Origin of the sequence: Herbaspirillum rhizosphaerae (assembly GCF_001189965.1) — a bacterium.
GTDB classification, from domain to species: domain Bacteria; phylum Pseudomonadota; class Gammaproteobacteria; order Burkholderiales; family Burkholderiaceae_D; genus Herbaspirillum; species Herbaspirillum rhizosphaerae.
Genome location: NZ_LFLU01000005.1, coordinates 232646 through 253915, shown reverse-complemented (window position 1 = coordinate 253915; position 21270 = coordinate 232646). Strand labels below are relative to the sequence as shown.

General features: G+C 59.6%; 17 protein-coding genes and 1 tRNA gene. 5 read left to right on the top strand and 13 right to left on the bottom strand.

Going from position 1 to position 21270, the window contains the following annotated elements:
- Positions 1-14: 14 nt before the first annotated feature.
- On the bottom strand, positions 15-1118 hold the full coding sequence (locus AKL25_RS10100) for an aromatic ring-hydroxylating oxygenase subunit alpha (RefSeq protein ID WP_050477570.1): 1104 nt from the start codon (positions 1116-1118) through the stop codon (positions 15-17).
- A 68-nt stretch (positions 1119-1186) separates the two neighbouring features.
- Positions 1187-2368, bottom strand: coding sequence for an ABC transporter substrate-binding protein (locus AKL25_RS10095; protein WP_050477507.1), 1182 nt, complete (start codon positions 2366-2368; stop codon positions 1187-1189).
- A gap of 343 nt (positions 2369-2711) precedes the next feature.
- Here AKL25_RS10095 and AKL25_RS10090 point away from each other — a divergent pair, with 343 nt between their 5' ends.
- Positions 2712-3407: an alpha/beta fold hydrolase gene (locus AKL25_RS10090; RefSeq protein ID WP_050477506.1), complete on the top strand. Its 696-nt coding sequence runs from the start codon at positions 2712-2714 to the stop codon at positions 3405-3407.
- 50 nt (positions 3408-3457) lie between these two features.
- Here AKL25_RS10090 and AKL25_RS10085 read toward each other — a convergent pair whose 3' ends face one another.
- Positions 3458-4702, bottom strand: coding sequence for a LysR family transcriptional regulator (locus AKL25_RS10085; protein WP_050477505.1), 1245 nt, complete (start codon positions 4700-4702; stop codon positions 3458-3460).
- A 279-nt stretch (positions 4703-4981) separates the two neighbouring features.
- Between AKL25_RS10085 and AKL25_RS10080 the strand changes: the two genes are divergently transcribed.
- Positions 4982-5914, top strand: coding sequence for an NAD(P)-dependent oxidoreductase (locus AKL25_RS10080; protein ID WP_240475698.1), 933 nt, complete (start codon positions 4982-4984; stop codon positions 5912-5914).
- Positions 5915-5989: 75 nt separating this feature from the next.
- Positions 5990-7186, top strand: a complete 1197-nt coding sequence (gene fdhA / locus AKL25_RS10075) for a formaldehyde dehydrogenase, glutathione-independent (protein ID WP_050477503.1) — start codon at positions 5990-5992, stop codon at positions 7184-7186.
- Positions 7187-7313: 127 nt separating this feature from the next.
- On the opposite strand, the gene AKL25_RS10070 is transcribed toward fdhA, so the two are convergent.
- Entirely contained in the window at positions 7314-8276 is a 963-nt protein-coding gene (locus AKL25_RS10070) for a glycosyltransferase family 2 protein (RefSeq protein WP_050477502.1), read from the bottom strand.
- A gap of 250 nt (positions 8277-8526) precedes the next feature.
- Between AKL25_RS10070 and AKL25_RS10065 the strand changes: the two genes are divergently transcribed.
- Positions 8527-9897 (top strand): DUF6056 family protein, encoded by a 1371-nt coding sequence (locus tag AKL25_RS10065; protein WP_050477501.1) that lies wholly within the window; start codon positions 8527-8529, stop codon positions 9895-9897.
- A gap of 81 nt (positions 9898-9978) precedes the next feature.
- On the opposite strand, the gene AKL25_RS10060 is transcribed toward AKL25_RS10065, so the two are convergent.
- From AKL25_RS10060 to rpoD, 3 genes are all read right to left on the bottom strand, one after another.
- Positions 9979-11283 (bottom strand): serine hydrolase domain-containing protein, encoded by a 1305-nt coding sequence (locus AKL25_RS10060; RefSeq protein ID WP_083444632.1) that lies wholly within the window; start codon positions 11281-11283, stop codon positions 9979-9981.
- 77 nt (positions 11284-11360) lie between these two features.
- Positions 11361-11439, bottom strand: a tRNA-Ile gene (locus AKL25_RS10055).
- Between the two features lie 33 nt (positions 11440-11472).
- The gene (gene rpoD / locus AKL25_RS10050; protein WP_240475697.1) at positions 11473-13698 is read right to left on the bottom strand and encodes an RNA polymerase sigma factor RpoD; all 2226 of its coding nucleotides are present in this window, start codon (positions 13696-13698) and stop codon (positions 11473-11475) included.
- Between rpoD and AKL25_RS24630 the strand changes: the two genes are divergently transcribed.
- The gene (locus AKL25_RS24630) at positions 13613-14146 is read left to right on the top strand and encodes a hypothetical protein (protein WP_240475707.1); all 534 of its coding nucleotides are present in this window, start codon (positions 13613-13615) and stop codon (positions 14144-14146) included. The two genes, rpoD and AKL25_RS24630, sit on opposite strands and share 86 nt — an antisense overlap.
- A 246-nt stretch (positions 14147-14392) precedes the next feature.
- Here the strand turns inward: AKL25_RS24630 and dnaG are convergent, their stop codons facing one another.
- The 6 genes from dnaG to AKL25_RS10020 all read right to left on the bottom strand — a co-directional run bounded on the left by dnaG (position 14393) and on the right by AKL25_RS10020 (position 21050).
- Positions 14393-16201 carry a DNA primase gene (gene dnaG, locus AKL25_RS10045; RefSeq protein WP_050477498.1) on the bottom strand — a complete coding sequence of 603 codons (1809 nt, stop codon included), beginning with the start codon at positions 16199-16201 and terminating at the stop codon, positions 14393-14395.
- Between the two features lie 24 nt (positions 16202-16225).
- Positions 16226-16675: a GatB/YqeY domain-containing protein gene (locus AKL25_RS10040; protein WP_050477497.1), complete on the bottom strand. Its 450-nt coding sequence runs from the start codon at positions 16673-16675 to the stop codon at positions 16226-16228.
- 302 nt (positions 16676-16977) lie between these two features.
- Positions 16978-17190, bottom strand: coding sequence for a 30S ribosomal protein S21 (gene rpsU, locus AKL25_RS10035; RefSeq protein WP_005665410.1), 213 nt, complete (start codon positions 17188-17190; stop codon positions 16978-16980).
- A gap of 176 nt (positions 17191-17366) precedes the next feature.
- Positions 17367-18566 (bottom strand): BaiN/RdsA family NAD(P)/FAD-dependent oxidoreductase, encoded by a 1200-nt coding sequence (locus AKL25_RS10030; RefSeq protein ID WP_050477496.1) that lies wholly within the window; start codon positions 18564-18566, stop codon positions 17367-17369.
- A gap of 43 nt (positions 18567-18609) precedes the next feature.
- Complete coding sequence (locus AKL25_RS10025) at positions 18610-19845, bottom strand: YbdK family carboxylate-amine ligase (RefSeq protein ID WP_157050564.1); 1236 nt, start codon at positions 19843-19845, stop codon at positions 18610-18612.
- Positions 19842-21050, bottom strand: a complete 1209-nt coding sequence (locus tag AKL25_RS10020) for a cation:proton antiporter (protein WP_050477495.1) — start codon at positions 21048-21050, stop codon at positions 19842-19844. Before AKL25_RS10020 ends, AKL25_RS10025 begins: the two co-directional genes overlap by 4 nt.
- Between the last annotated feature and the right edge of the window lie 220 nt (positions 21051-21270).

Here is a 21270-nt window from a genome sequence, read left to right as displayed (position 1 = left end):
ACTCATTCAATAAATCAATACATTTTCACGGCAACGCTGGGCGGATTTTCCGCCTGCACCGTCTCTGCTTCAGCAAGGCGCAGCAGCGTCTTGCGCATGGCCAGGCCGGGACGGTCGGGGCCAAAACTGAGTTCATCCGGCGGGCCGTCGCCCTTCTCGACTTCTTCCTGGATCCAGGTCAGGGCGTCGACGTCTTCCATGTAGGCCTTGACCGAAGCGGATGCCAGGTACTCGCTGGCGCTTGCATCGTCCAGCGCGAAATCGCGGCTGTTGAACCACCAGTAGTGGATCGTGCCCTGAAACTCCGGCGTGAACAAGTGCGTAATATTCACGCGATAGTCGGTGTGCTCGCCTTCGCGCGGTTCCAGATTGGCAATGCGCGCAAACGCGATGTGCCCCGCCGGGGAAACGAAACGGCTGTCGGAGAAACGATCCACCGGACGGCCCGTCAGCTTCATCGGAATGCCGTAGATCGGCGGCGGCGGCGAGTTTTTCAGCTCGCGGCGGATGCGCACGACATCGCCTTCGTTATGGATCTCCAGGCTGGAGCGCGAATACTCGGGCGTGCCGACCGTGTCCGCATGCAGGATCGGGAAGTGGGTCTGGTCCAGCAGGTTTTCGTGCATGGCGACGTAGTTGGATTTCATGTGGAAGTAGCCGGTGACGGTGGTCCACTCCGGCGCATCCAGCCACGAGGTATCGGGGATCAGCGCCGGATCGGCCTTGGCGGCGTCGCCCATCCAGACCCAGATCAGCGGCCCCTTCTCTTGCACCGGATAAGACGCGATGCGCGCGTGCGTCGGCGGATTGGCCAGCGAGGGCATGTGCACGCACTGGCCTTCCGGGTTATAGGCCATGCCGTGATAGCCGCACACCACCTGATCGCCGTCAAGACTGCCCTTCGACAGGGGGAAGGAACGATGAGCGCAACGGTTTTGCATGATGACGGGCGCTCCGTCGACCTTGCGATACATCAGCACGGTCTTGCCGAGCAGGGTGCGCTCCAGCAGCTCGCGCGTGACTTCACGCGACAGGGCGGCGACGTACCAGCAATCCCTGATCAGCGGCGTGGTGTGATTGGCCATCTTCGGCTTGGCGGCTGCAGCTTTCTGAAGCATGGAGAACTCCTCTAAACGATAAGCGGCGAGCGTGGCCGTCGCCGCAATGAACATGGTGTGCGTGACGACTACTGCACCTTCACGCCTGGATCCTTGATTGCCGGATAAGTCTTGAACGGCTTGTTGACGTAGACGCCGTCGACCTTCTCGATGCGGCGGATGTAGATGTTCTGCGTCATTTCGCGTGTCTGCGGATCGATGCTGACCGGGCCGCGCGGGCTTTCCCACGCGTAGCCCTTGATCGCCGCCATGGCCTTGTCGCCGTCCTGCTTGCCGCCGGTGGCGCGGATCATTTCATAGATCATCTTCATCGAATCGTAGGCGGCGATCGACGCCACGTTCGGCGTCTTGTCGGCGCCGTATTTCTTGCGGAAGGCGTTGACGAACGCCACGTTGACCGGCGAGGTGCCGGCCGGCGAATAATGCAGCGCGGTCACGATGCCGACCGCCGCGTCGCCGTAGGAAGGCAGCTCGCTCTCTTCGGTTTCAGCAGTCGCCAGCAGCTTGATGCCGGACTTGTCCAGGCCGCGCTCGACGAAGGCCTTGATGAACGCCACCGCCATCGGACCGACCGGCGTGAACATGTAGACGTAATCGGGATTGGCTTCCTTGATCTTTTGCATGTAGGTCGAAAAGTCGGAGGTGTTGAGCGGCATCTTCAGCTCGGCCACGACCTGGCCTTTTTCTTCGGTGAAGGATTTCTTGAACGAGGTCAGCGCATCGGCGCCCGGCGCGTAATCGGCCACTGCCAGCGCCACGCGCTTGCCGCCCTGCTCTGCGGTCCACTTCGCCAATGGCGTCGCCACCATCCATTGCGTGTAGCCCGCACGCAGCAGGTAAGGCGACTTGCTCAGGATGCCGGAGGTGCCGGCATTGATGATGACGATAGGCACCTTGGCTTGCGTGGCGACGTCGGCCACGGCCAGCGCGGTCGGCGTGAATTCGAGGCCGCTGATGTATTGCACCTTGTCGCGCACGACCAGCTCTTCAGCCAGCTGGCGGGCGCGCGCAGGATTGTTGCCGCCGACGTCGCGATAGATGATCTTGATCGTGTGCTCGCCGGCGCGGCCGTTGTTTTGCGCGAGGAACAGCTCGGTGGCGTCCTGGATCTGTTTGCCCCAGTTGCTGTACGGACCGCTGAAAGCGGCGATCACGCCGATGCGGATTTCATCGGCATGCGCGGCGGGAGTGGTCGCAAATACGGCGGCGCCGGCGAGCGGCAAGGCGAACTTCATGAATCGGTGCAACATCGGTGGTCTCCTGTTGTAGGGAATGTTGTTGTCGGCTTGCTGCCGTTGTTATGGGTGCATTATCGGGTTCAGCGCATGCCGGCGTTATACATTTAGCCTTCCCTCCCCATCTAATTTACTTATTGATTTTTTGAAAGTTGCTGATCGACGGCAAGCTCTCCGCTTGCAACGATAAATTTAAACCCTTTAAAATCAACAAATTAAGATGATTCAACAGAATGAAAACGCTATATCGGCATTGCTGCAGCATGTCAAACTGACTGATTGAGCCGGAATGCCCGGCTGGACACAGGCAAGTCGTTTGGATACATTGCATCTCGTTTTTCACCCTTTCGGAAGCGACATGAAAACGATTTATCTGCTGTGCGGTTTGTTGTGCGACGACGTCGTCTGGGAAGCGCAGGCCAAGGCGCTGCGCGAAAAACACGATGCCGATGTGCGCGTCGTGAGTTTTCAGCAGGATGACTCGATTGCCGGCATGGCGAGCCGTGTGCTGCAGGATGCGCCTGAACAGTTCTGGCTGGCGGGACATTCGATGGGCGGCCGTGTTGCGCTGGAGGTGTATCGCCAGGCGGCGCAGCGCGTGCAACGGCTGGCGTTGCTGGACACTGGCTATGAAGCCGCGACGCCGGGCGAAGATGTGCGCCGTGCAGTGCTGGTCGATCGCGCGCGCGCCGACGGCATCAACGCCATTGCCGAGACTTGGGCCATGCCGATGCTGGCGCCCGGCAATCGCAACAACGCCCCTTTGGTGAACAGTATTCTGGAGATGGTGGGACGCATGTCGCCCGAGATTTACGCAGCGCAAACGCGCGCGCTACTGGGCCGTCCGGATGCGACGCCGGTGTTGTCGGCAATCGCCTGTCCGACCCTGATCCTGTGCGGCGCCGAAGACGCCTGGAGTCCGCCGGAACGGCATGCCCGCATGGCGGCGCTGGTGAAGGGCAGCGTGCTGACCGAGATCCCCGCCTGCGGCCACATGTCGACCATGGAAGAAGCAGACGCCGTCACGCAGGCATTGCTGCGCTGGGCCGCCTGAGCAGACAACAATTCAATTTATCAAGCGGTCATTGCACCGGCAACGCTGCGTCACCAATGACCGCTGTTGGCGGCGCGCCGCTCCATCTGCGCCGTCACTTCGCGGATCGCATCCATCAGCACCACCGCACCCGGCGACGGATGGCTTTCTTCGCGCTGCGTGATGCCGATGGTGCGCGAAGTGCGCGGCAGGTCGAAATCCAGCACCTGCAGCGCATTGGAGTGAATCTCATATTCCAGCTGCTGGGCCGAAATCGCGGTGACCATATCGCTATGCAACAGCAAGCCGCGCAAGATGGCGAGGTCGCTGGTTTCCACAACCTCGGTCGGGGCCGGCGTGTCCTTGCGGCTCATCGACAATTCAAACAGCGTCCGCGCCGGCGTGCCCTTGCCCGACAAGATCCACTGCGCGCGCATCAGGTCGTCGAGCGTCACCTTGGATTTTTGCGTCAGCGGATGGCCGCGTCGCACGATCACCGACATCTTGTCCTCCAGCAGCGGCTCGCCGTGCAAGTCGTTGGCATATTCCGGCGGGCGCAGCGCGCCCAGAATGAAGTCGATGTCGCCCGCGCGCAGGCGCGCCGCCAGGCTGTCGAACGGCCCCTCAATGGTGGTGATGCGCAATTGCGGATGCGCTGCGATCACGCTGGCGATCGCGCGCGGGAGGATGGTGGTGCGGCTCAGCGGCAAGGCGCCGACCACCACGCGGCCTTGCGTGGTGCCCTTGAGCGCCGAGATGTCGGCCTCGGCATGCCGCAGTTCGGCCAGCGCGCGCTTGGCGCGAAACAGCAGCAAGGCGCCGGCTTCGGTCAGCAGCATGCCCTTGGGCGTGCGCTGGAACAAGGTGGCGCCGAGGCTGGTTTCCAGGTCCGAGATGGAAGCGCTGACCGCCGGTTGCGTGATGCCGAGCGCGTTGGCGACCGTGGGCATGTGATGCGATTCGGCCAGCTTGACGAAGATCTGCAGACGACGCTCGTTGAACAGCATCGACAGGATGGAGGTCTTCATCGCGCCGGCCGGCGTCTTGATCTTGCTATAGATTTCATCGCGCGCCAGCTCGAACTCCTGCGCCGCTCTGCGTGCACGGAACAGCAGCGTGTTGCCGAACACCGTCAGCAGCATGCCGCTGGACTTGCGTTCGAACAGCGACTCGCCGATAACCGTTTCAAGCTCGTGTACCGAACGCGTAATCGCCGATTGCGCGCGATACAGCGCATCGGCGGCGCGCGTGACGCTGCCCAGTTCGGCCACGGTGATGAAGGCGCGCAGATGTCGCAGGCTTACGGTGGAAGTCATAGAAAGAGAGCGGCTCCTGGCGTTGCGGAAGAATAATTTTCGGTATCTTTTTTTGTAGGATGAAGGATATGCGCGGTTTTGACAAGCTCGCATTGCGACTACGCGCGAGGTCACGCCACAGCTTATGCAATCGACATCAATTCTTCCACTCCAATAAGAAAATTAGATGGCTATGCGGGCGAATTCGGCTGGTCCGCCGAAGCGAATTCCCACAGAATCGGACGACCGCCCGGTTGCCGGGCTTCTCTTTTTCTCGCGGAAACTCTCATGACTGTGGCCGTGTCCACCCCTGCCCTGATTTCTGTCTGCCTCATCGGTTACGGCGAGGCCGGCAAGATCCTTGCGCAAGGTTTATCGGCGACGGGACGCTGCACCGTATCGGCTTACGACATCTTGCTGCACGATGCCGTCGCCGCGCAAACCATGCACGAGGCAGCCTCTGCCGCCGGCGTGAGGTTATGCGCAGATTCCGTGTCCGCCATCGCCGACGCCGACGTCATCATCTCTGCGGTGACGGCAAGCGCTGCGCGCGAGGTCGCCGTGCAGACGGCGGCGTCGATACGCCCGGGACAATTTTTCCTCGATATCAATTCCGTCTCGCCGGCGCTCAAGCAAGAGAGCTTCGCGCTGCTCACGCGCCGCCGCGCCCTCTATGTGGAAGCCGCGGTGATGGCGTCGATCCCGCCCTACGGCATTGCCGTGCCGATGATGCTGGGCGGCCCGCATGCAGCGGAATTCATGGCGCTGATGGCGACCTCCGGCATGAAGATGACGCACGCATCACCCGACATCGGCTTAGCCTCGGCCATCAAGATGTGCCGCAGCGTGATGATCAAGGGCCTGGAAGCGCTCACCGTCGAGAGCATGTTCACCGCGCGCCACTATGGAGTGGAACAAGAAGTGCTGGCCTCGCTGGCGGAGACGTTTCCCGGTATCGACTGGCAGCACCAGGCCGATTACCTCGTCTCGCGCGTGGTGCAGCACGGCCGGCGCCGCGCCGCTGAAATGCGCGAAGTCGCCCACACCGTCGGCGATGCAGGCCTGACGCCCTGGTTGTCGTCGGCCATCGCCGAGCGCCAGGATTGGCTGGCCGACCAGGTGCTGGCGGGCATCGTCGACAAACAGGAAAAGAGCTGGCGCGAGGTTGCCGACCGTATTGCCGCAGTCTCTGCAACGGCGACCGATATCAAGGTCTCGAAGAAGACTGCCTGATCTGCATCATCCGATTTCAGATCATGGATTAATCAGATTGCAACAGGGATTTACCCATAACAAAGGAGATGATTCATGGCAGAAAATCGTGGTGTGGTGTACGTCGCGCACGGGCGCGTCGAAGTGCAGTCGATTCCGTTTCCCAAGTTCGACAATCCGCAAGGCCGGAAGATCGAACATGGCGTCATCCTCAAGGTCGTGACGACCAACATCTGCGGCTCGGACCAGCACATGGTGCGCGGCCGCACGACCGCGCCGTCGGGATTGGTGCTGGGGCACGAGATCACCGGCGAAGTGATCGAAGTCGGCAAGGACGTCGAAACGCTCAAAAAGGGCGATCTGGTCTCGGTGCCCTTCAACGTCGCCTGCGGCCGCTGCCGCACCTGCAAGGAGCAGCACACCGGCGTCTGCCTCAGCGTCAACCCGGCACGCGCAGGCGGCGCCTACGGCTACGTCGACATGGGCGGCTGGATCGGCGGACAGGCGGAATACGTCATGGTGCCGTACGCCGACTTCAACCTGCTGCGCTTTCCCGACAAGGACAAGGCGATGGAAAAGATCACCGACCTGACCTGCCTGTCCGATATCTTGCCGACCGGTTTCCACGGCGCTGTGACGGCGGGCGTCGGCCCGGGCTCCACGGTATATGTCGCCGGCGCCGGCCCGGTCGGTCTGGCGGCAGCAGCATCGGCGCGACTGCTGGGAGCAGCGGTGGTGATCGTCGGCGACGTCAACGCGACCCGCCTGCAACATGCACGCAGCGTCGGCTTTGAAACCGTCGATCTGTCGCAGGATGCGACGCTGGCCGACCAGATCGCCGCTATCCTCGGCGACTCGGAGGTCGACTGCGCCATCGACTGCGTCGGCTTCGAAGCGCGCGGCCACGGTCACAGCGGTTCACAGGTGGAAGCGCCGGCCACCGTGCTGAATTCGCTCATGGAAATCACCCGCGCCGCCGGCCGCATCGGCATTCCCGGCCTCTACGTCACCGACGATCCGGGCGCGGTCGACAGCGCCGCCAAGCACGGCAGCCTCAGCATCCGCCTGGGGCTGGGATGGGCCAAGTCGCACAGCCTGCATACCGGCCAGACTCCGGTGATGAAATACAACCGCCAGCTCATGCAAGCCATCCTGTGGGACCGCCTGCACATCGCCGACATCGTCGGCGTGCAAGTGATCTCGCTGGATCAGGCGCCGGGCGGCTACGGTGAGTTCGATGCGGGTGCGCCGAAGAAGTTTGTGATTGATCCGCACGGGGCGCTGGCGGCCTAGCTGTTGTTTGCAGCCTTTTGCAGTCGTTCTTCGAAAAAGGGCTTACGGCGCACCGTAAGCCCTTTTCATTGCGGAAGTACAGCCTGAACGCACGGCATCGCTACAAGAACGATGACGACGGCGCAGGCTAAGAGCGATCCGTCGTGTTCGCGCCACCATGATTCCGGCGCACGACATAGGTCGGACGCTGCTTTGTTTCCATGTAAATCCGCCCCACGTATTCGCCAAGGATCCCAATCCCGATCAACTGCAGACTTCCGACGAACAGCACGGCAACCAGCAGCGAGGCATAACCCGGCACGTCGACCCCGTGAATCAGTGTCCTGAAAACGATGTACAGCGCATAAAACAAGGTGATCAGCGTCCCGGCGCCGCCGATGTAGGTCATCAGCTTTAACGGTGCGGTACTGAAACTCGTAATGCCCTCAAGGGCGAAATTCCACAGCTTCCAGCCCGAGAACTTCGTGGTGCCGACTTCTCGCGCACTGCGCTTGTAATCCACGGTGGTCGTCTTGAAACCCACCCAGGCGAACAAGCCCTTCATGAAACGCTGCCGCTCCGGCAGCTGTTTAAGTACGTCAACCGCGGTACGATCCATCAGGCGGAAGTCGCCGACATTTTCCGGAATCTTGATGTGCGACAGGCGATTGTGGAATCGGTAGAACAATTCCGCCGTCTTGCGTTTCATATACGTGTCTGTGCTTCTGTCCATCCGTCGCGCCAGGACCACTTCCGCACCCTTTTCCCACTCGGCGATCATTGCAGAAATCAGCTCGGGAGGATCCTGCAAATCCGCATCGATGGGAATCACGGCATCGCCAACCGCCGCGTCAATCCCGGCGGTCAGCGCCGCTTCTTTCCCGAAATTGCGAGAAAGCTCGACAACGCGGAAGCGTTGATCTTGCGCTGCGATCGATATCAGCTGTTGCAAGGTATCATCCTTGCTGCCGTCGTCGACGCAAATCACTTCAAAGTCATATGCCGGCATGGCATCAAGGATTTCTCGGATCGCATTCCAGAACAGGACGACACCTTCGCCCTCGTTATAGAACGGCGCCACGATCGATACGGATTTTCTTTTGATCACCATGCTTTTCTCATTAAACTCCCCACTCGCGCTGGAGAAAGATGCCATTCTAATGAATTGTGGATACCCTGTGCCATGCAAATTTCCGGCTTTCACCGCATAAGCGGAAAATGCGTCCTTGCCTGCCCGGTGGCGATGGAAATACAATCCCGCGTGATAGTTCGACAAATGCTTCACATATCAAATAGACAAGAAACGCGATACCGATTTGACTACCGAAAAAATATCCTCCGCCACAACACCCGGAAACAGCGTGTTCGACATCTCCGACCGACGGCTTTCGCAAATTTGCCTGATTGTCTTCTCCCTGCTGGGCGTAGCGTTTTTGGGCTGGATTGTATGGAATGCGCTTCTGGCGATCCCTGCGGTCGACGATTTCTGCTATGGCGCCGGCGCGCATGAGCGCGGCGTTATCCAGAACGTCGTGATTGAATACTTCACGTGGGGAGGCCGGTATACGGCAGCTTTCCTGATCAGCGCATTTGCGGGAGCGGACACGCTGCTGTTTCACTATTATTATCTCGTCCCGCTGACGATCCTGGTCCTCAATTTTTTCGCCGTCCGCCATTTCCTGTCCAGCGTCGATCTGAAAACAAAGGCAATGCTGTTGTTGTTCTTTGTCATTCTCATGACGACATTCCGTATGCGGGAATCACTGTTCTGGCTTTCCGGCGGCGCCACGTACGGGGTATCCTGCGCGCTTTTTCTTGTACTGATCGCGGAAGAATGGCGCATCTTTACCGGCGCGGTCCAGTTGCGCTGGCAGCGCACCCTGGTGCTTTCCCTGGCAAGCATACTGCTGGCCAGCTTCAATGAAACGGTCATGCTCGCGCATGTCACCCTGCTCTTTCCCCTGCTCGTCGTTTCGCTCGCAACGAAAAACAACCGAGCCGTTGCATGGATCATGGCTGCGGCAATCGTCGGCGCCCTGATTTCCGGCCTCGCTCCCGGCAACTTCCTGCGGGCCGGTCTGACGCCCCACAACACCAATGTACTGATCGCCGCCTGGGTATCGTTCACGCTGCTGGTGACCAAATACGCGCTGCCGATACTGGTCAGCGTTCTGATGTTCCGTTGCCTGCTGTGGTTCTGCCGCGTCCGCCGGGATTTTTCTTTCACGCGCAACCAGGCTTTTGCGTTCTGCCTGTTTCTTCTCCTCGCGCTGTGGGCCAGTATTTTTGCCAGAGCGTATGCACTCAATGAGCTGGGGCCGGAGAGAGCCAGAACGATTGATTTTCTGCTGGTGAACCTGATCGGATTCTTTGTTGCGACCCAGCTGTATCAACGCAGCCGCGCGAGATCCGAAGGCCAACCCCGGCCGCTCCTGGCAGGCCTGATCGCGTGTGCACTCATTGCCACGATAGTAAGTTCAGTCTTTGCCCCCCATCTGACCTGGAAACCGCTGCTGGATGGCATGCAGGAAAGCGTCCGGTTACGGGACCTGATCACCGCCCGGCTGAACCTCGTCAGTTCGGCAAAAGGCCAGACGCTGGTCGTAGAGGCTTATACGCAAGATCAGAAGCCGATCACCTTCTTCAACGATATTAAGGAAGATCCCAAGCAATGGGAGAACGGCTGCTTTGCGAAGTATTTCGGATTAAAAGAAATTCGCACCAGGAATTGAGCGCGACTTATCGCCAGAATCCCGTATGGAAAAAGGGCCTGCGTTGCAGGCCCTTTTTGTTTCTATCGTTGCATGTCCGGCTCAGTGCGGAGTCGATGGCGGCGATGACAACAACGCCACGATGCTGCGAAACGCAGCAACCGTCAACGCCTCGTCCTGCTCCGCACCGTGATCGCTCAGCTTGACGATGACAGTATCGCTGACCGGATCGATATAGACATACTGCCCGTGGATACCGATGGCCGTGTAATCCTGCCCGTTGGTGGCGCGGCGCGGCAACCACCAGCCGCGGCCGTAGGCAAAGTCCGCATCCGCGACACCGACCTGCTCCGGCCGCTGCATCCAGCTCTCCGGCAATACTACTTTGCCGTTCGCCTGCCCGCGGCGCACATGCAGCAACCCGTAACGCGCAAAATCGACGGCGCGCGCATTGATGCAGCAAAAACTCTTCTCCACCCCACCGGCGTCGCTATCCACACTCCAGCTCGCCGGAAACTGCGCGCCCATCGGCTGCCACAGCTTGTCCTGCAGATAGCGCGTCAACGGCTCTCCTGTCGCCGCCGACAACACCATGCCCAGCAACAGATAGTCGATGCTGCGATAGACAAACCCCTCGCCCGGCGTGAACTGCGTCGCCCCAAGCCCGCGCACGAAACGCTTGAGATCAGTGGTGATGTACATGTAAGCGATCTGCGAAAACACGCTGTCGTATTTCTCATCGACGTGGATGCCGGAATGCATGTTGAGCAGGTCGCTCACTTTCAGCGAATCGAATTTCTCCGGAAGGTACGGGAGATATTTGCGCACCGGATCAGCGAGGGAAAGTTTACCTTCTTGCACGGCGATGCCGGTCAGGTCGGACAGGATGGACTTGGCGACGGAATACGAGGGGAAGATGGTTTCCCGGTTTGCACCGAGTGGATAGAGTTCCTGAACGAGCTGGCCGCGATGAATGACCAGCAAGGCATCGGTGTGGGTTTCGCTTAAAAATTGTGCGAGGCCGATGGTTCCGCCATTGCGCCAGGCCACTTGCTGGGACAGGAATGGCGATGGTGCGGTCGATTGCGCTGGGGACGGTGCTTGCAACGCTTGCGGATTCGTACTCGCTGCGAGCGGGGCGCTGTCGAAATAGACGTAGCTTTGCGAAAACGGCCGCAACTCAAGCGCCAGGCCGACCAACGCTGTGGGTGACGGCAGACGCAAAAAGCGCGTGACGGGCCAGCACAAGCCCGCCAGCAAGCTCAAGCCGACGGCGCAATACAACGTGATCTTCAGGTATTTAGGCATTGTTTCCGTCTGGTGGTGTGTTGCCCGTTCGTCGACAGCACTAATGTCGCAACAGCAAAGCATGCAGTGGAGCGATAGCAGGCTCTTCAGAAACAGCATTAAACACTATTTCAAACTGACGCAGAACCACCAAAACAAAAAGGGCTTACGTTTTACCGTAAGCCCTTCTGAATTGCTGGTGGCCCCCCCGTGAGTCGAACACGGCACCAACGGATTATGAGTCCGCTGCTCTAACCAAGCATGAGCTAGGGGGCCTGAGTCTGGCCGGGACGTGAATCCCGGTCTGACTTAGTTACCTTCCAGGAAGCTCTTGAGCTTGTCGGAGCGCGACGGATGGCGCAGCTTGCGCAGCGCTTTTGCTTCTATCTGACGGATACGCTCGCGGGTGACGTCGAATTGCTTGCCGACTTCTTCCAGCGTGTGGTCGGTCGACATTTCGATACCGAAACGCATGCGCAGCACCTTGGCTTCGCGTGGCGTCAGGGAGTCGAGGATGTCCTTGACCACGCCGCGCATCGAAGCATGCAACGCCGCATCGGCCGGGGCCAATGTGTTGTTGTCTTCGATGAAGTCGCCCAGGTGCGAATCGTCGTCGTCGCCGATCGGCGTTTCCATGGAGATAGGCTCTTTGGCGATCTTCATGATCTTGCGGATCTTGTCTTCCGGCATTTCCATCTTGATGGCCAGCGTCGCCGGATCAGGTTCTGCACCGGTTTCCTGCAGGATCTGACGCGAGATGCGGTTCATCTTGTTGATGGTTTCGATCATGTGCACCGGAATACGGATGGTGCGCGCCTGGTCGGCGATCGAACGCGTGATGGCCTGGCGAATCCACCATGTCGCATAGGTCGAGAACTTGTAGCCGCGACGGTATTCGAACTTGTCCACTGCCTTCATCAGGCCGATGTTGCCTTCCTGGATCAGGTCGAGGAATTGCAGGCCGCGGTTGGTGTACTTCTTGGCGATCGAGATCACGAGACGCAGGTTGGCCTCGGTCATTTCACGCTTGGCCATGCGCGCCTTCTTCTCGCCGGCGCCCATCTTCTTGTTGATGCCGCGCAGGTCCGGCAGCGGCAACACGACGCGCGCTTGCAGGTCGATCAGCTTTTGTTGCAGTTCTTTGATGGCAGGCACGTTACGGCTCAGCACGGTGCTGTAGTCGTGGTTGGCGCTGACTTCGCCATCAACCCAGTCTAGGTTGATTTCGTTGCCGGGGAACACCTTGATGAAATGCGCGCGCGGCATGTTGCACTTGTTGACGGCGACGTCGAGGATCTGACGTTCGATCTGACGCACCTGGTCAACTTGCGCACGCAGGGTGTCGCACAGCTTTTCAACGACTTTGGCGGTGAAGCGGATGCCCAGCAGCTCGTTGGAAATGATTTCCTGCGCCTTGACGTAGGGCTTCGAGTTGTAGCCTTCTTTTTCGAAGGCCTTGCGCATGTTGTCGAATTGGGTCGAAATGGTCGCGAACTTGCCGAGCGCGTCGCGCTTCAACTGTTCCAGCTGTTCAGCGGAGAAACCGGCTGCACCGGAACCGCTGCTTTCGCCTTCTTCTTCTTCGTCTTCTTCTTCGTCCTCGTCTTCTTCGTCTTCTTCCTCATCGGAAGCAGCGGCGGCAACGACGACTTCGCCTTCACTCATGTCGACGAGGCCGTCGACGATTTCGTCGACCTTGATTTCGTCGTTCTTGATCTTGTCGGCTGCGGCCAGGATTTCAGCGATGGTGGTCGGGCAAGCCGAGATCGCCTGGATCATGTCCTTCAGGCCGTCTTCGATACGCTTGGCGATTTCGATTTCGCCTTCGCGGGTCAGCAGTTCCACCGAACCCATTTCGCGCATGTACATACGCACCGGATCGGTCGTACGGCCGAAATCGGAGTCGACGGTCGACAACGCTGCTTCGGCAGCGGCTTCCGCGTCGTCGTCGCTGGCGACGTTGGCGACGTTGTCGGACAGCAGCAATGTTTCAGCATCCGGCGCGTGTTCGTACACGGAGATGCCCATGTCGTTGAACGTGCCGATGATGCCTTCGATTGCTTCCGGATCGACGATGTTTTCCGGCAGGTGATCGTTGATTTCGGAGAAGGTCAGGTAGCCGCGCTCTTTACCTTGCTTGATCAGGGTCTTGAGCTTTTGACGGCGGCGTTCGAGTTCTTCTTCGGTCGCTTCTGTGTCGGACGAGAAAGCGTCTTTCAGCAAGGCCTTTTCCTTGGCCTTGCGGTCCTTGGCCTTGGCTTTGTCGACAGCCTTGAGTTCAGCACGCTCGACCGCGTTCAACGCGGCGATTTCGTCGTTCTCAGGCTGGAATTCCTTCGGCTTGCGGCCGCGGCGGCCAGGCACCTTGACGGACGGCAAGATGTAGCCGGACGTGTCAATGGCTGCCAGCACGGCGGCATCGGTCGTTTGGCTCACGCCAGGCGCGATCATGACGCTGACGTCTTTGGCTTCGCTCTTGGCTGCTGCTTTGACGGCAGGCTTAGCGGTTTTCGGTTCAGGTTTCTTGGTTGTCACAGAAGCTTTCGATTGCACAGAAGCCGTCTTCACGTTGGCTTCAGATAAGTTCTTCTTCGTTGGCGTCGCAGTCGCCCTGGCTGCCGGTTTGGCTACCACTGGCGCTGCAGCGCGAACCGCTTTGGGAGCAGTTTTGGCACTGGATTTTTTCGCCGCCGCTGCCGGTGCAGCTTTCGCTGGCGACGTTACCGCCTTTACTGCCGTTGCTGCTACTTTGCCGGTGGGCTTGGCAACAGCTGCTTTCTTTGGGACCGATCGTGCTGCAGATGCCGAAGGGGTCGATTTGCTTGCCGGCTTGGTGGCCGGTTTGGTGCTCTTTGCGGAAGGTGTCGGAGTTTTTGCGGTTTTCTTCATTGCATTTGCCATAGAATCAAAGCCAAGTGAGTTACCTCATCGCGCCAATCAAACCATGTACTTCATGCAACCCGTTCCCGATATTATTCGGTAGACACGGACTGACCGCGCAACGTTCCTAAATCTTTCGTCCCTTGCTTTCTGCTGTGTCCATGCGATAGCTTATGTGCTGTAAATCGCCCTATGGACCGATGGTTCAATGAATCTTTTCCGCATCACGGAGTATGTTTCGCCGCGGAACTAAAGCCCTAGATTATACCATATATAGGGTGTTTCTCCCCAAGATCAAGCTAATCCTGCACAACATCCGGCATTTCGCAGTGCAGGCCCGACCTTCATTTCAACTGAATTCGGCGCCGCTCAGACGCTTCAAGTGCTCTTTTTGCTGCATCAGTTCGCGGTAGCGGCTGCGCGCGGCATCGTCCCTGAGCCCGCTGCTTGCCAATTGTTCCATCTCATCCTCAACGCCGCGCATCTTGGTCTGGCGGACAGCGCCGGCCATTTCTTGCCTGACGACATCGAATTCGGACTCGGTTTCAGCCGCGATTTCGGCAATCAGGCTTTCAAAATCCGGCCCGGCGTCGCGCAACAGCTCGACCAGCGTGGCGAAATTGGCTTGCTCGCCCATGCTCTGGCAGGCCTCGACCAGCCGCGACAACATGTCGGCGCGGTCAGGCGCCTGGCGGCCGATGGCTTGCATCGCCCCGTCGTCCAGATCCGCCGCCAGCGCGGGATGCGCCACCAGCAGGCGAATGATCTGCCGCTCCAGCCCGACCGGCGCCATGCGCTTGCTCTTGGGCGGCGGTGCGCGGCGTGCAGTGGTCTGCACCACCGGCTTGGCCAGCTCGAACAAGGCCTCGATCTCGGCCGGCGAGGTCTGCGTGACCTGCGCCAGGCTGCGCACGATTTGCAGGCGCAAGGACGACGGCGGCAGTGCCTGCAGCATCGGCTTGGCGTCAAACTGCGCGCGGGCGCGGCCCTCCGGTGTGGTCATGTCGTTGTCGCCGACCACTTCCTTGATCAGGAACTGCGACAGCGGCATGGCTTCTTTAATCTGTTGTTCAAACGCTTCGGCGCCCATTTCGCGCACATAGCTGTCCGGATCGTGCTCGGTCGGCAAGAACAGGAACTTGATGATCTTGTTGTCCGAGGCATGCACCAGGCAGGCGTCCAGCGCCCGTCGTGCAGCGCGCCGACCGGCCGAATCGCCGTCGAAGCTGAACACCACTTCGTCGGTCTGGCGCAACAACTTCTGCACGTGGATCGGCGTACACGCCGTACCTAGGGTCGCCACCGCCTGCGGGAAACCCAGCTGCGCCAGCGCCACCACATCCATATAACCTTCGGTCACCAGCACGTAACCCGCTTCGCGGATCGCCTGGCGCGCTTCGAACAGGCCGTACAACTCGCTACCCTTTTGAAATAGCGGCGTTTCCGGAGAGTTCAAGTATTTCGGTTCGCCGCCGTCCATGACGCGGCCGCCGAAGCCGATGACCTGGCCCTTGGTATTGCGAATCGGAAACATGACGCGATGACGGAAACGGTCATAGCGCTTGCGCCCCATGCGCTGTGAACCCTCTTCTTCACTCTTGTCGATCACCAGGCCGGCCTCGACCAGCGCCGGCACTTCATAATCCGGAAATACCTTGCGCAGGCTGTCCCATTCGTCGGGCGAGTAACCCAGGCCGAACTTGGCGGCGATTTCGCCGGTCAGTCCGCGGCCTTTCAGATACTCGACCGCATTCGGTGCCGCACGCAGCTGCTGGCGATAAAAGTCGCAGGCCGCCGACATCGCATCCGACAAGGCCATGCTCTTGGCCTGCTGTTCGGCGCGCTGCTGCGGCGGGATGCGGTCGTCATTGTCCGGCACCGTCATGCCCACGCCCTGCGCGAGATCTTTGACCGCCTCGACAAAGCCCAGGCCGGAATACTCGATCAGGAAACTGATGGCCGTTCCATGCGCGCCGCAGCCGAAGCAGTGATAGAACTGCTTGGTCGGACTGACCGTGAAGCTCGGCGATTTTTCGTTATGGAACGGGCACAGGCCCATGAAGTTGGCGCCGCCCTTTTTGAGCTGCACATACTTGCCAACCACATCGACTATATCGACGCGGTTGAGCAAATCCTGAATGAACGACTGTGGAATCACAGGGAATTAGCGTCCTGACAAGATTCAGGCAGCGGTCAAGGCAGCCTTGACCAACGCGGAAACGGCGGTCATGTCGGCGCGGCCGGCCAGCTTCGGCTTCAACACGCCCATGACCTTGCCCATGTCCTGCGGACCGGCGGCGCCGGTAGCGGCCACGGCGGCCTGCACTTCCGCCTTGATTTCGTCTTCCGACAGGCCGGCCGGCATATAGGTTGTCAGAATGGCCAGCTCGGCCTTTTCGATATCGGCCAGATCCTGGCGACCGCCGGCTTCGAACTGGCTGATGGAATCCTTGCGCTGCTTGACCATCTTGTCGATGATCGCCAGCACCATCGCGTCGTCGAGCTCAACGCGCTCATCGACTTCCTTTTGCTTCATCGCCGCCGTGATCAGACGAATCGTACCCAGCTTGGCCGCCTCTTTGGCGCGCATCGCCGCCTTCATGTCTTCGGTGATTTGCTCTTTCAGACCCATTGCATTCTCCAGAGATAGCGATTTATTCAGACTAGCACAAGCCTCACATCCCAGCCGCTGAAGTGCGTAGCAAGGGATTGATATGAGACCGCGTAGGCCGTCGATAAGCGTAGCGAGCAGGACCGACATGTGGATCGAGGAGCTCAATCGTACTCAAGTACGATGAGCACCGCAGGCCGCATGCCGGTTCGCGCAGTAGCTTAGCGATGGCCTACGAATGCGAAAACCCGCTGTGGTCGGACCAGAGCGGGTTTAACGTGGTCGCGCCGCACCCTACAACGAGGCGGCGCGACGGGAATTTCTTAGTACAGCTTCTTAGGCAGTTGCTGGCTGCGGATGCGCTTGTAATGACGCTTCACTGCAGCTGCCAGCTTGCGCTTGCGTTCTGCTGTCGGCTTTTCGTAAAACTCGCGCGCGCGCAACTCGGTCAACAGGCCGGTTTTTTCAATAGTGCGCTTGAAGCGGCGCATGGCGACTTCGAACGGCTCGTTTTCTTTAAGACGAATAGTGGTCATGTAGATTCAAACCAAAGAGGTTAGGTTAGATACGGAAAGAACGCGATTTTAGCAGACCGCGACACCAAATGGAAGCTAATGCGTGGCTTTTTTCCAACCAGCACGCAAAAAACCCAAATAAATCAAGGAATTGGGATGCGTTCCGGAAACATACACCCTGGCATACACGCCCCAGCCTATTCAATAGACTGTCCCGCCGCCACGCCCGAAGCCCAGGCCCACTGGAAGTTATAGCCGCCCAGCCAACCGGTGACGTCCACCGCCTCGCCGATAAAATGCAGGCCCGGCACCTTGGTGACCATCATGCTTTGCTGCGACAGCTCGCGCGTATCGACGCCGCCCATGGTGACTTCTGCCTTGCGGTAGCCTTCCGAGCCGGTCGGCTTGATGGTCCAGCGGTTGAGCGCTTCGCCCAGCTTGCGCAGCTCTTTATCAGGCATGTCAGCAATGCGCGCTGCGCCGTCGAAACCGTTGGCCTTGAGCAAGCCGTCCGCCAGCCGCGCCGGCAGCCATTGCGCCAGCAAATTGCCGAGATTCTTTTTGAGCGTGGTCTTGCCCTCAATAAAGGTTTCGGCAACGTCGATCTGCGGCAACAGATTCAGCGTGAGCGATGCGCCCGGCTGCCAGAAGCTGGAAATCTGCAGGATCGCCGGACCGGACAGGCCACGATGTGTAAACAACAAGTCTTCCAGGAAATAGCCGCGTTCTTTCTTGACGCCGGTTTCAACCTCGACTTCCAGCGCGATGCCGGCCAGGTCGACGAAAGGCTGCCAGCCGGCGCCGTCGAAGGTCAGCGGCACCAGGCCTGGACGCGGCTCGACCAGCTTGAGGTCGAATTGCTTGGCGATGCGGTAGGCGAAGTCGGTCGCGCCGATCTTGGGGATCGACAAGCCGCCGGTGGCGATGACGACATGGCGCGCCAGGATCTCGCCGCTGTCCGTTTCCAGGCGGAACAGGTCGCCTTCCTTGCCGACCGAGGCCACGCCGCAAGGCATGCGCCATTCGACGTGACCGAGATCGCACTCGGCCTTGAGCATCTCGATGATGTCTTCCGCCGTGTCGTCGCAGAACAGCTGGCCCTTGTGCTTCTCGTGGAAGCCGATGCGGTAGCGTTTGACCAGCGCGAGGAAATCCTGAGGCGTGTAGCGCGACAAGGCGCTTTTGCAGAAATGGGGATTTTGCGAGAGGAAATTCTGCGGCGTCGCGCCGATGTTGGTGAAATTGCAGCGACCGCCGCCGGAGATGCGGATCTTCTCGGCCAGCTTGGCGGAATGATCGATCAGCACGACCGACTTGCCGCGCTGCCCGGCCACGGCCGCGCACATCATGCCGGCGGCGCCGGCGCCGATTACTGCTACATCGAATGGTGTTGTCATGTTTGCTTTCGCCAACCTCTTTCGTTGGCGAAAGCAGGCGGGACTATTGGAAGTAAGAAGGCGGAGACTGATCCATCCACAGCTCGGACGACATGCGCATCATATCGTTGAGCGAACCGCGCTGGGTAAACGCCTGACGCAACCAGCCGGCATCGCTGAGCCGGTTGTGCGCCATGTGGCGCAAGCGCTTCAGGGTAATCAGTTCGACCTCGTTTTGCACATACGGCTGCAACAACTGCAATTGCAGCAACAAATGCTCGAAGATCGGCAGTTTACTCGAAGTCGCGGGCGTGTCGCCATGTAAGGCCAGCATGCCGTTCAGGCCGAAGCGGCTGGCTTCGAAACGATTGTACTGGTACAGCAGGTAGAAATCGTCGCGCATCTCGAACGGCCGCTCGGTCAGGATCCAGCGCGCCAACAGCTGCGCGTAGGCGCCCAGATGGGCGGCGTGCTCGATGGTCAGCGGCGTGTCGCACACGCGGATTTCGACGGTGCCGTATTCGGGCTTGGGGCGGATGTCCCAGTAAAAATCCTTCATGCTGCCGATGATGCCCATCTGCAGCAGCTCGTCGTAATAGGTTTCGAACTCGCTCCACTTGGTCTGCACCGGCGCCGTACCCGACAGCGGGAAGGCGCGCACCACGTTGCTGCGCGAGGAGTCGAACTTGGTGTCCGCGCCCTGATAGAACGGCGACGCCGCCGACAGCGCGATGAAATGCGGCACGAAACGCGAAAACGCGTGCGTCAGGTAGAGCGCATCGTCGCCGTTGGGTACGCCGATGTGGATATGCTGGCCGAACACGGTGAAGGTCTTGGCCAGATAGCCATATTTCTCATGCAGATGGAAGAAGCGCTCGCTCGGCGTGATGCGCTGCTCGTTCCAATGCTGGAAAGGATGCGCGCCGCCGCCGGAGACATCGATGTTGAGATGCTGCGCGCCGCGATTCAATGCCGCGCGCAAGCCCTTGAGTTCTTCGATCAGGTCGTCGACGCGCGTATGGATGCCCGAGTTGAGCTCGATCATCCCCTGCGTCATCTCCAGCTTGATCTGCTTTTGCAACTCGCGCGGCGCAATCCAGGTCAGCAGATCGACCGCATCGCTGGCGAGGTTGTAGTTGCGGCGATTGACCAGTTGCAGCTCCAGCTCGATGCCCATGGTGAACGGCGTCGATGACGTGAACGGCAGGATGCCTGCGCTGCTGGTAGCGTGCTGAGTCAGGTGCGGACTGGCGGGAGCCTGCGCCGCCAGTGCGTCTTCTTGGATAAGTGTAGTTGTCATTCGCGTCCACTTTCACCAGATTTGATTAAGGCGAATTGCGTGGCGACCGGGCCAAACAATTCGAGCACGATCAGGCATCCCGCCAAGAGCGGCACGACATCGGCGGTCGTGTGCGGATACAGGCTGGAAATCGTCTGCATCAGGCCGAGCCCGGCTTCCGTCATCGGCAAGGTGCCCAGCGTGAGCAAGCCGGCCTGCTTCCAGTTCATGCGCGCAAAACGGGCAAAGACGAAGACGCCGCAGCCCATCGCCACGAAACGCGCCGCGATCAGGATCAGCACCGACCAGCCGACCATGGTCAGGTCCGCCAGACGCATCGAGGCGCCCACCGTCACGAACAGCATCACCACGAACAATTCGTTGGCGACGCCGAATTCCAGTTCCATCAGGTCGTACTGGCGATCCAGGTTCTTCGACAGGATGGCGAAGATCAGCATCGTCAGCATCACCGGCAGATGCAAGGCGTGCGCCACGCCGATGGCCAGCGCGATGACCGAAATCACCAGCACGAACTGGCGGCTGCCCTGGCGTCCCAGCAAACGCGCCAGCGGCATCATCAGCCAATAGGTCAGATACGCCAGCACGAAGGACCCGATCAGCGAATACGCCGTGTGCTCGACCAGCGTCAGCACCGGCGTGCCGGACTCGTGCGCAATCACCGGCAGCAAAGCGTACGCCGCAAGGATCGCGACGAAATTATTCAGCGCCGTCATCGTCGCCAGGCGGCGCGTGACCTGGCCTTCGGCCTTCAGATCGCGCAACACCACCAGCACCACCGCCGGCGCCGTGGCAATCGCCCACACGCCGCCCAGCAAGGCCAGCACCTGCGAAGTGCCGAACCACGACAAGGCCAGACTGACGAACACGAAACACAACACGGCCGAGGTCGCGACGGTGGCCAGCAGCCACTTCTCGCGCTTGAGCCAGCCGATGTCGACATAACGCCCGAGCTGATACACGACCAGCGCGACGGCAATGTCGGCAAAAATATTGGTGACGCTCAGCACATCGCCCGACAACCAGTTCAGGCCGCCGCCGCCGAGAATGAAACCGACGATCAGGTAACCGGTGATACGCGGCACCCATGGCGACTTCGACACGATATGACCGGCTATCAGCCCGAACAGCAACAAACTGCCGAACAGCAGCAACGCGTTCCATTGAACCGGTTGCGCAAGGGCGAAAGACGGAAGAGTCCACTGCATAGCTCCTCCTGACAGTTATAGATTTTGACGTGCATCCGGCGGCGTCGGTTGTTCCGGGATATCCCCTGCCCGACGCGTAAGTGCTGATGCAATGATGATGAAAATGAAGCGACGCTTAGTGAAACGCTTGAAACGCTTATTGAACATTACCCCGAGAGCGAACCCGAGGATAAACCAGTTTTATATTAAACGAAATTTTTTCCTATCTTATGATCGTCAT

Excerpts from the sequence above, each read along its gene's own strand:
- AKL25_RS10100 (WP_050477570.1), bottom strand. The coding sequence starts at position 1,118 with ATGCTTCAGAAAGCTGCAGCCGCCAAGCCGAAGATGGCCAATCACACC.
- AKL25_RS10095 (WP_050477507.1), bottom strand. The coding sequence starts at position 2,368 with ATGTTGCACCGATTCATGAAGTTCGCCTTGCCGCTCGCCGGCGCCGCC.
- AKL25_RS10090 (WP_050477506.1), top strand. The coding sequence starts at position 2,712 with ATGAAAACGATTTATCTGCTGTGCGGTTTGTTGTGCGACGACGTCGTC.
- AKL25_RS10085 (WP_050477505.1), bottom strand. The coding sequence starts at position 4,702 with ATGACTTCCACCGTAAGCCTGCGACATCTGCGCGCCTTCATCACCGTG.
- fdhA (WP_050477503.1), top strand. The coding sequence starts at position 5,990 with ATGGCAGAAAATCGTGGTGTGGTGTACGTCGCGCACGGGCGCGTCGAA.
- AKL25_RS10070 (WP_050477502.1), bottom strand. The coding sequence starts at position 8,276 with ATGGTGATCAAAAGAAAATCCGTATCGATCGTGGCGCCGTTCTATAAC.
- AKL25_RS10060 (WP_083444632.1), bottom strand. The coding sequence starts at position 11,283 with ATGCTGTTTCTGAAGAGCCTGCTATCGCTCCACTGCATGCTTTGCTGT.
- AKL25_RS24630 (WP_240475707.1), top strand. The coding sequence starts at position 13,613 with ATGACGCTGACGTCTTTGGCTTCGCTCTTGGCTGCTGCTTTGACGGCA.
- AKL25_RS10040 (WP_050477497.1), bottom strand. The coding sequence starts at position 16,675 with ATGGGTCTGAAAGAGCAAATCACCGAAGACATGAAGGCGGCGATGCGC.
- rpsU (WP_005665410.1), bottom strand. The coding sequence starts at position 17,190 with ATGACCACTATTCGTCTTAAAGAAAACGAGCCGTTCGAAGTCGCCATG.
- AKL25_RS10030 (WP_050477496.1), bottom strand. The coding sequence starts at position 18,566 with ATGACAACACCATTCGATGTAGCAGTAATCGGCGCCGGCGCCGCCGGC.
- AKL25_RS10025 (WP_157050564.1), bottom strand. The coding sequence starts at position 19,845 with ATGACAACTACACTTATCCAAGAAGACGCACTGGCGGCGCAGGCTCCC.
- AKL25_RS10020 (WP_050477495.1), bottom strand. The coding sequence starts at position 21,050 with ATGCAGTGGACTCTTCCGTCTTTCGCCCTTGCGCAACCGGTTCAATGG.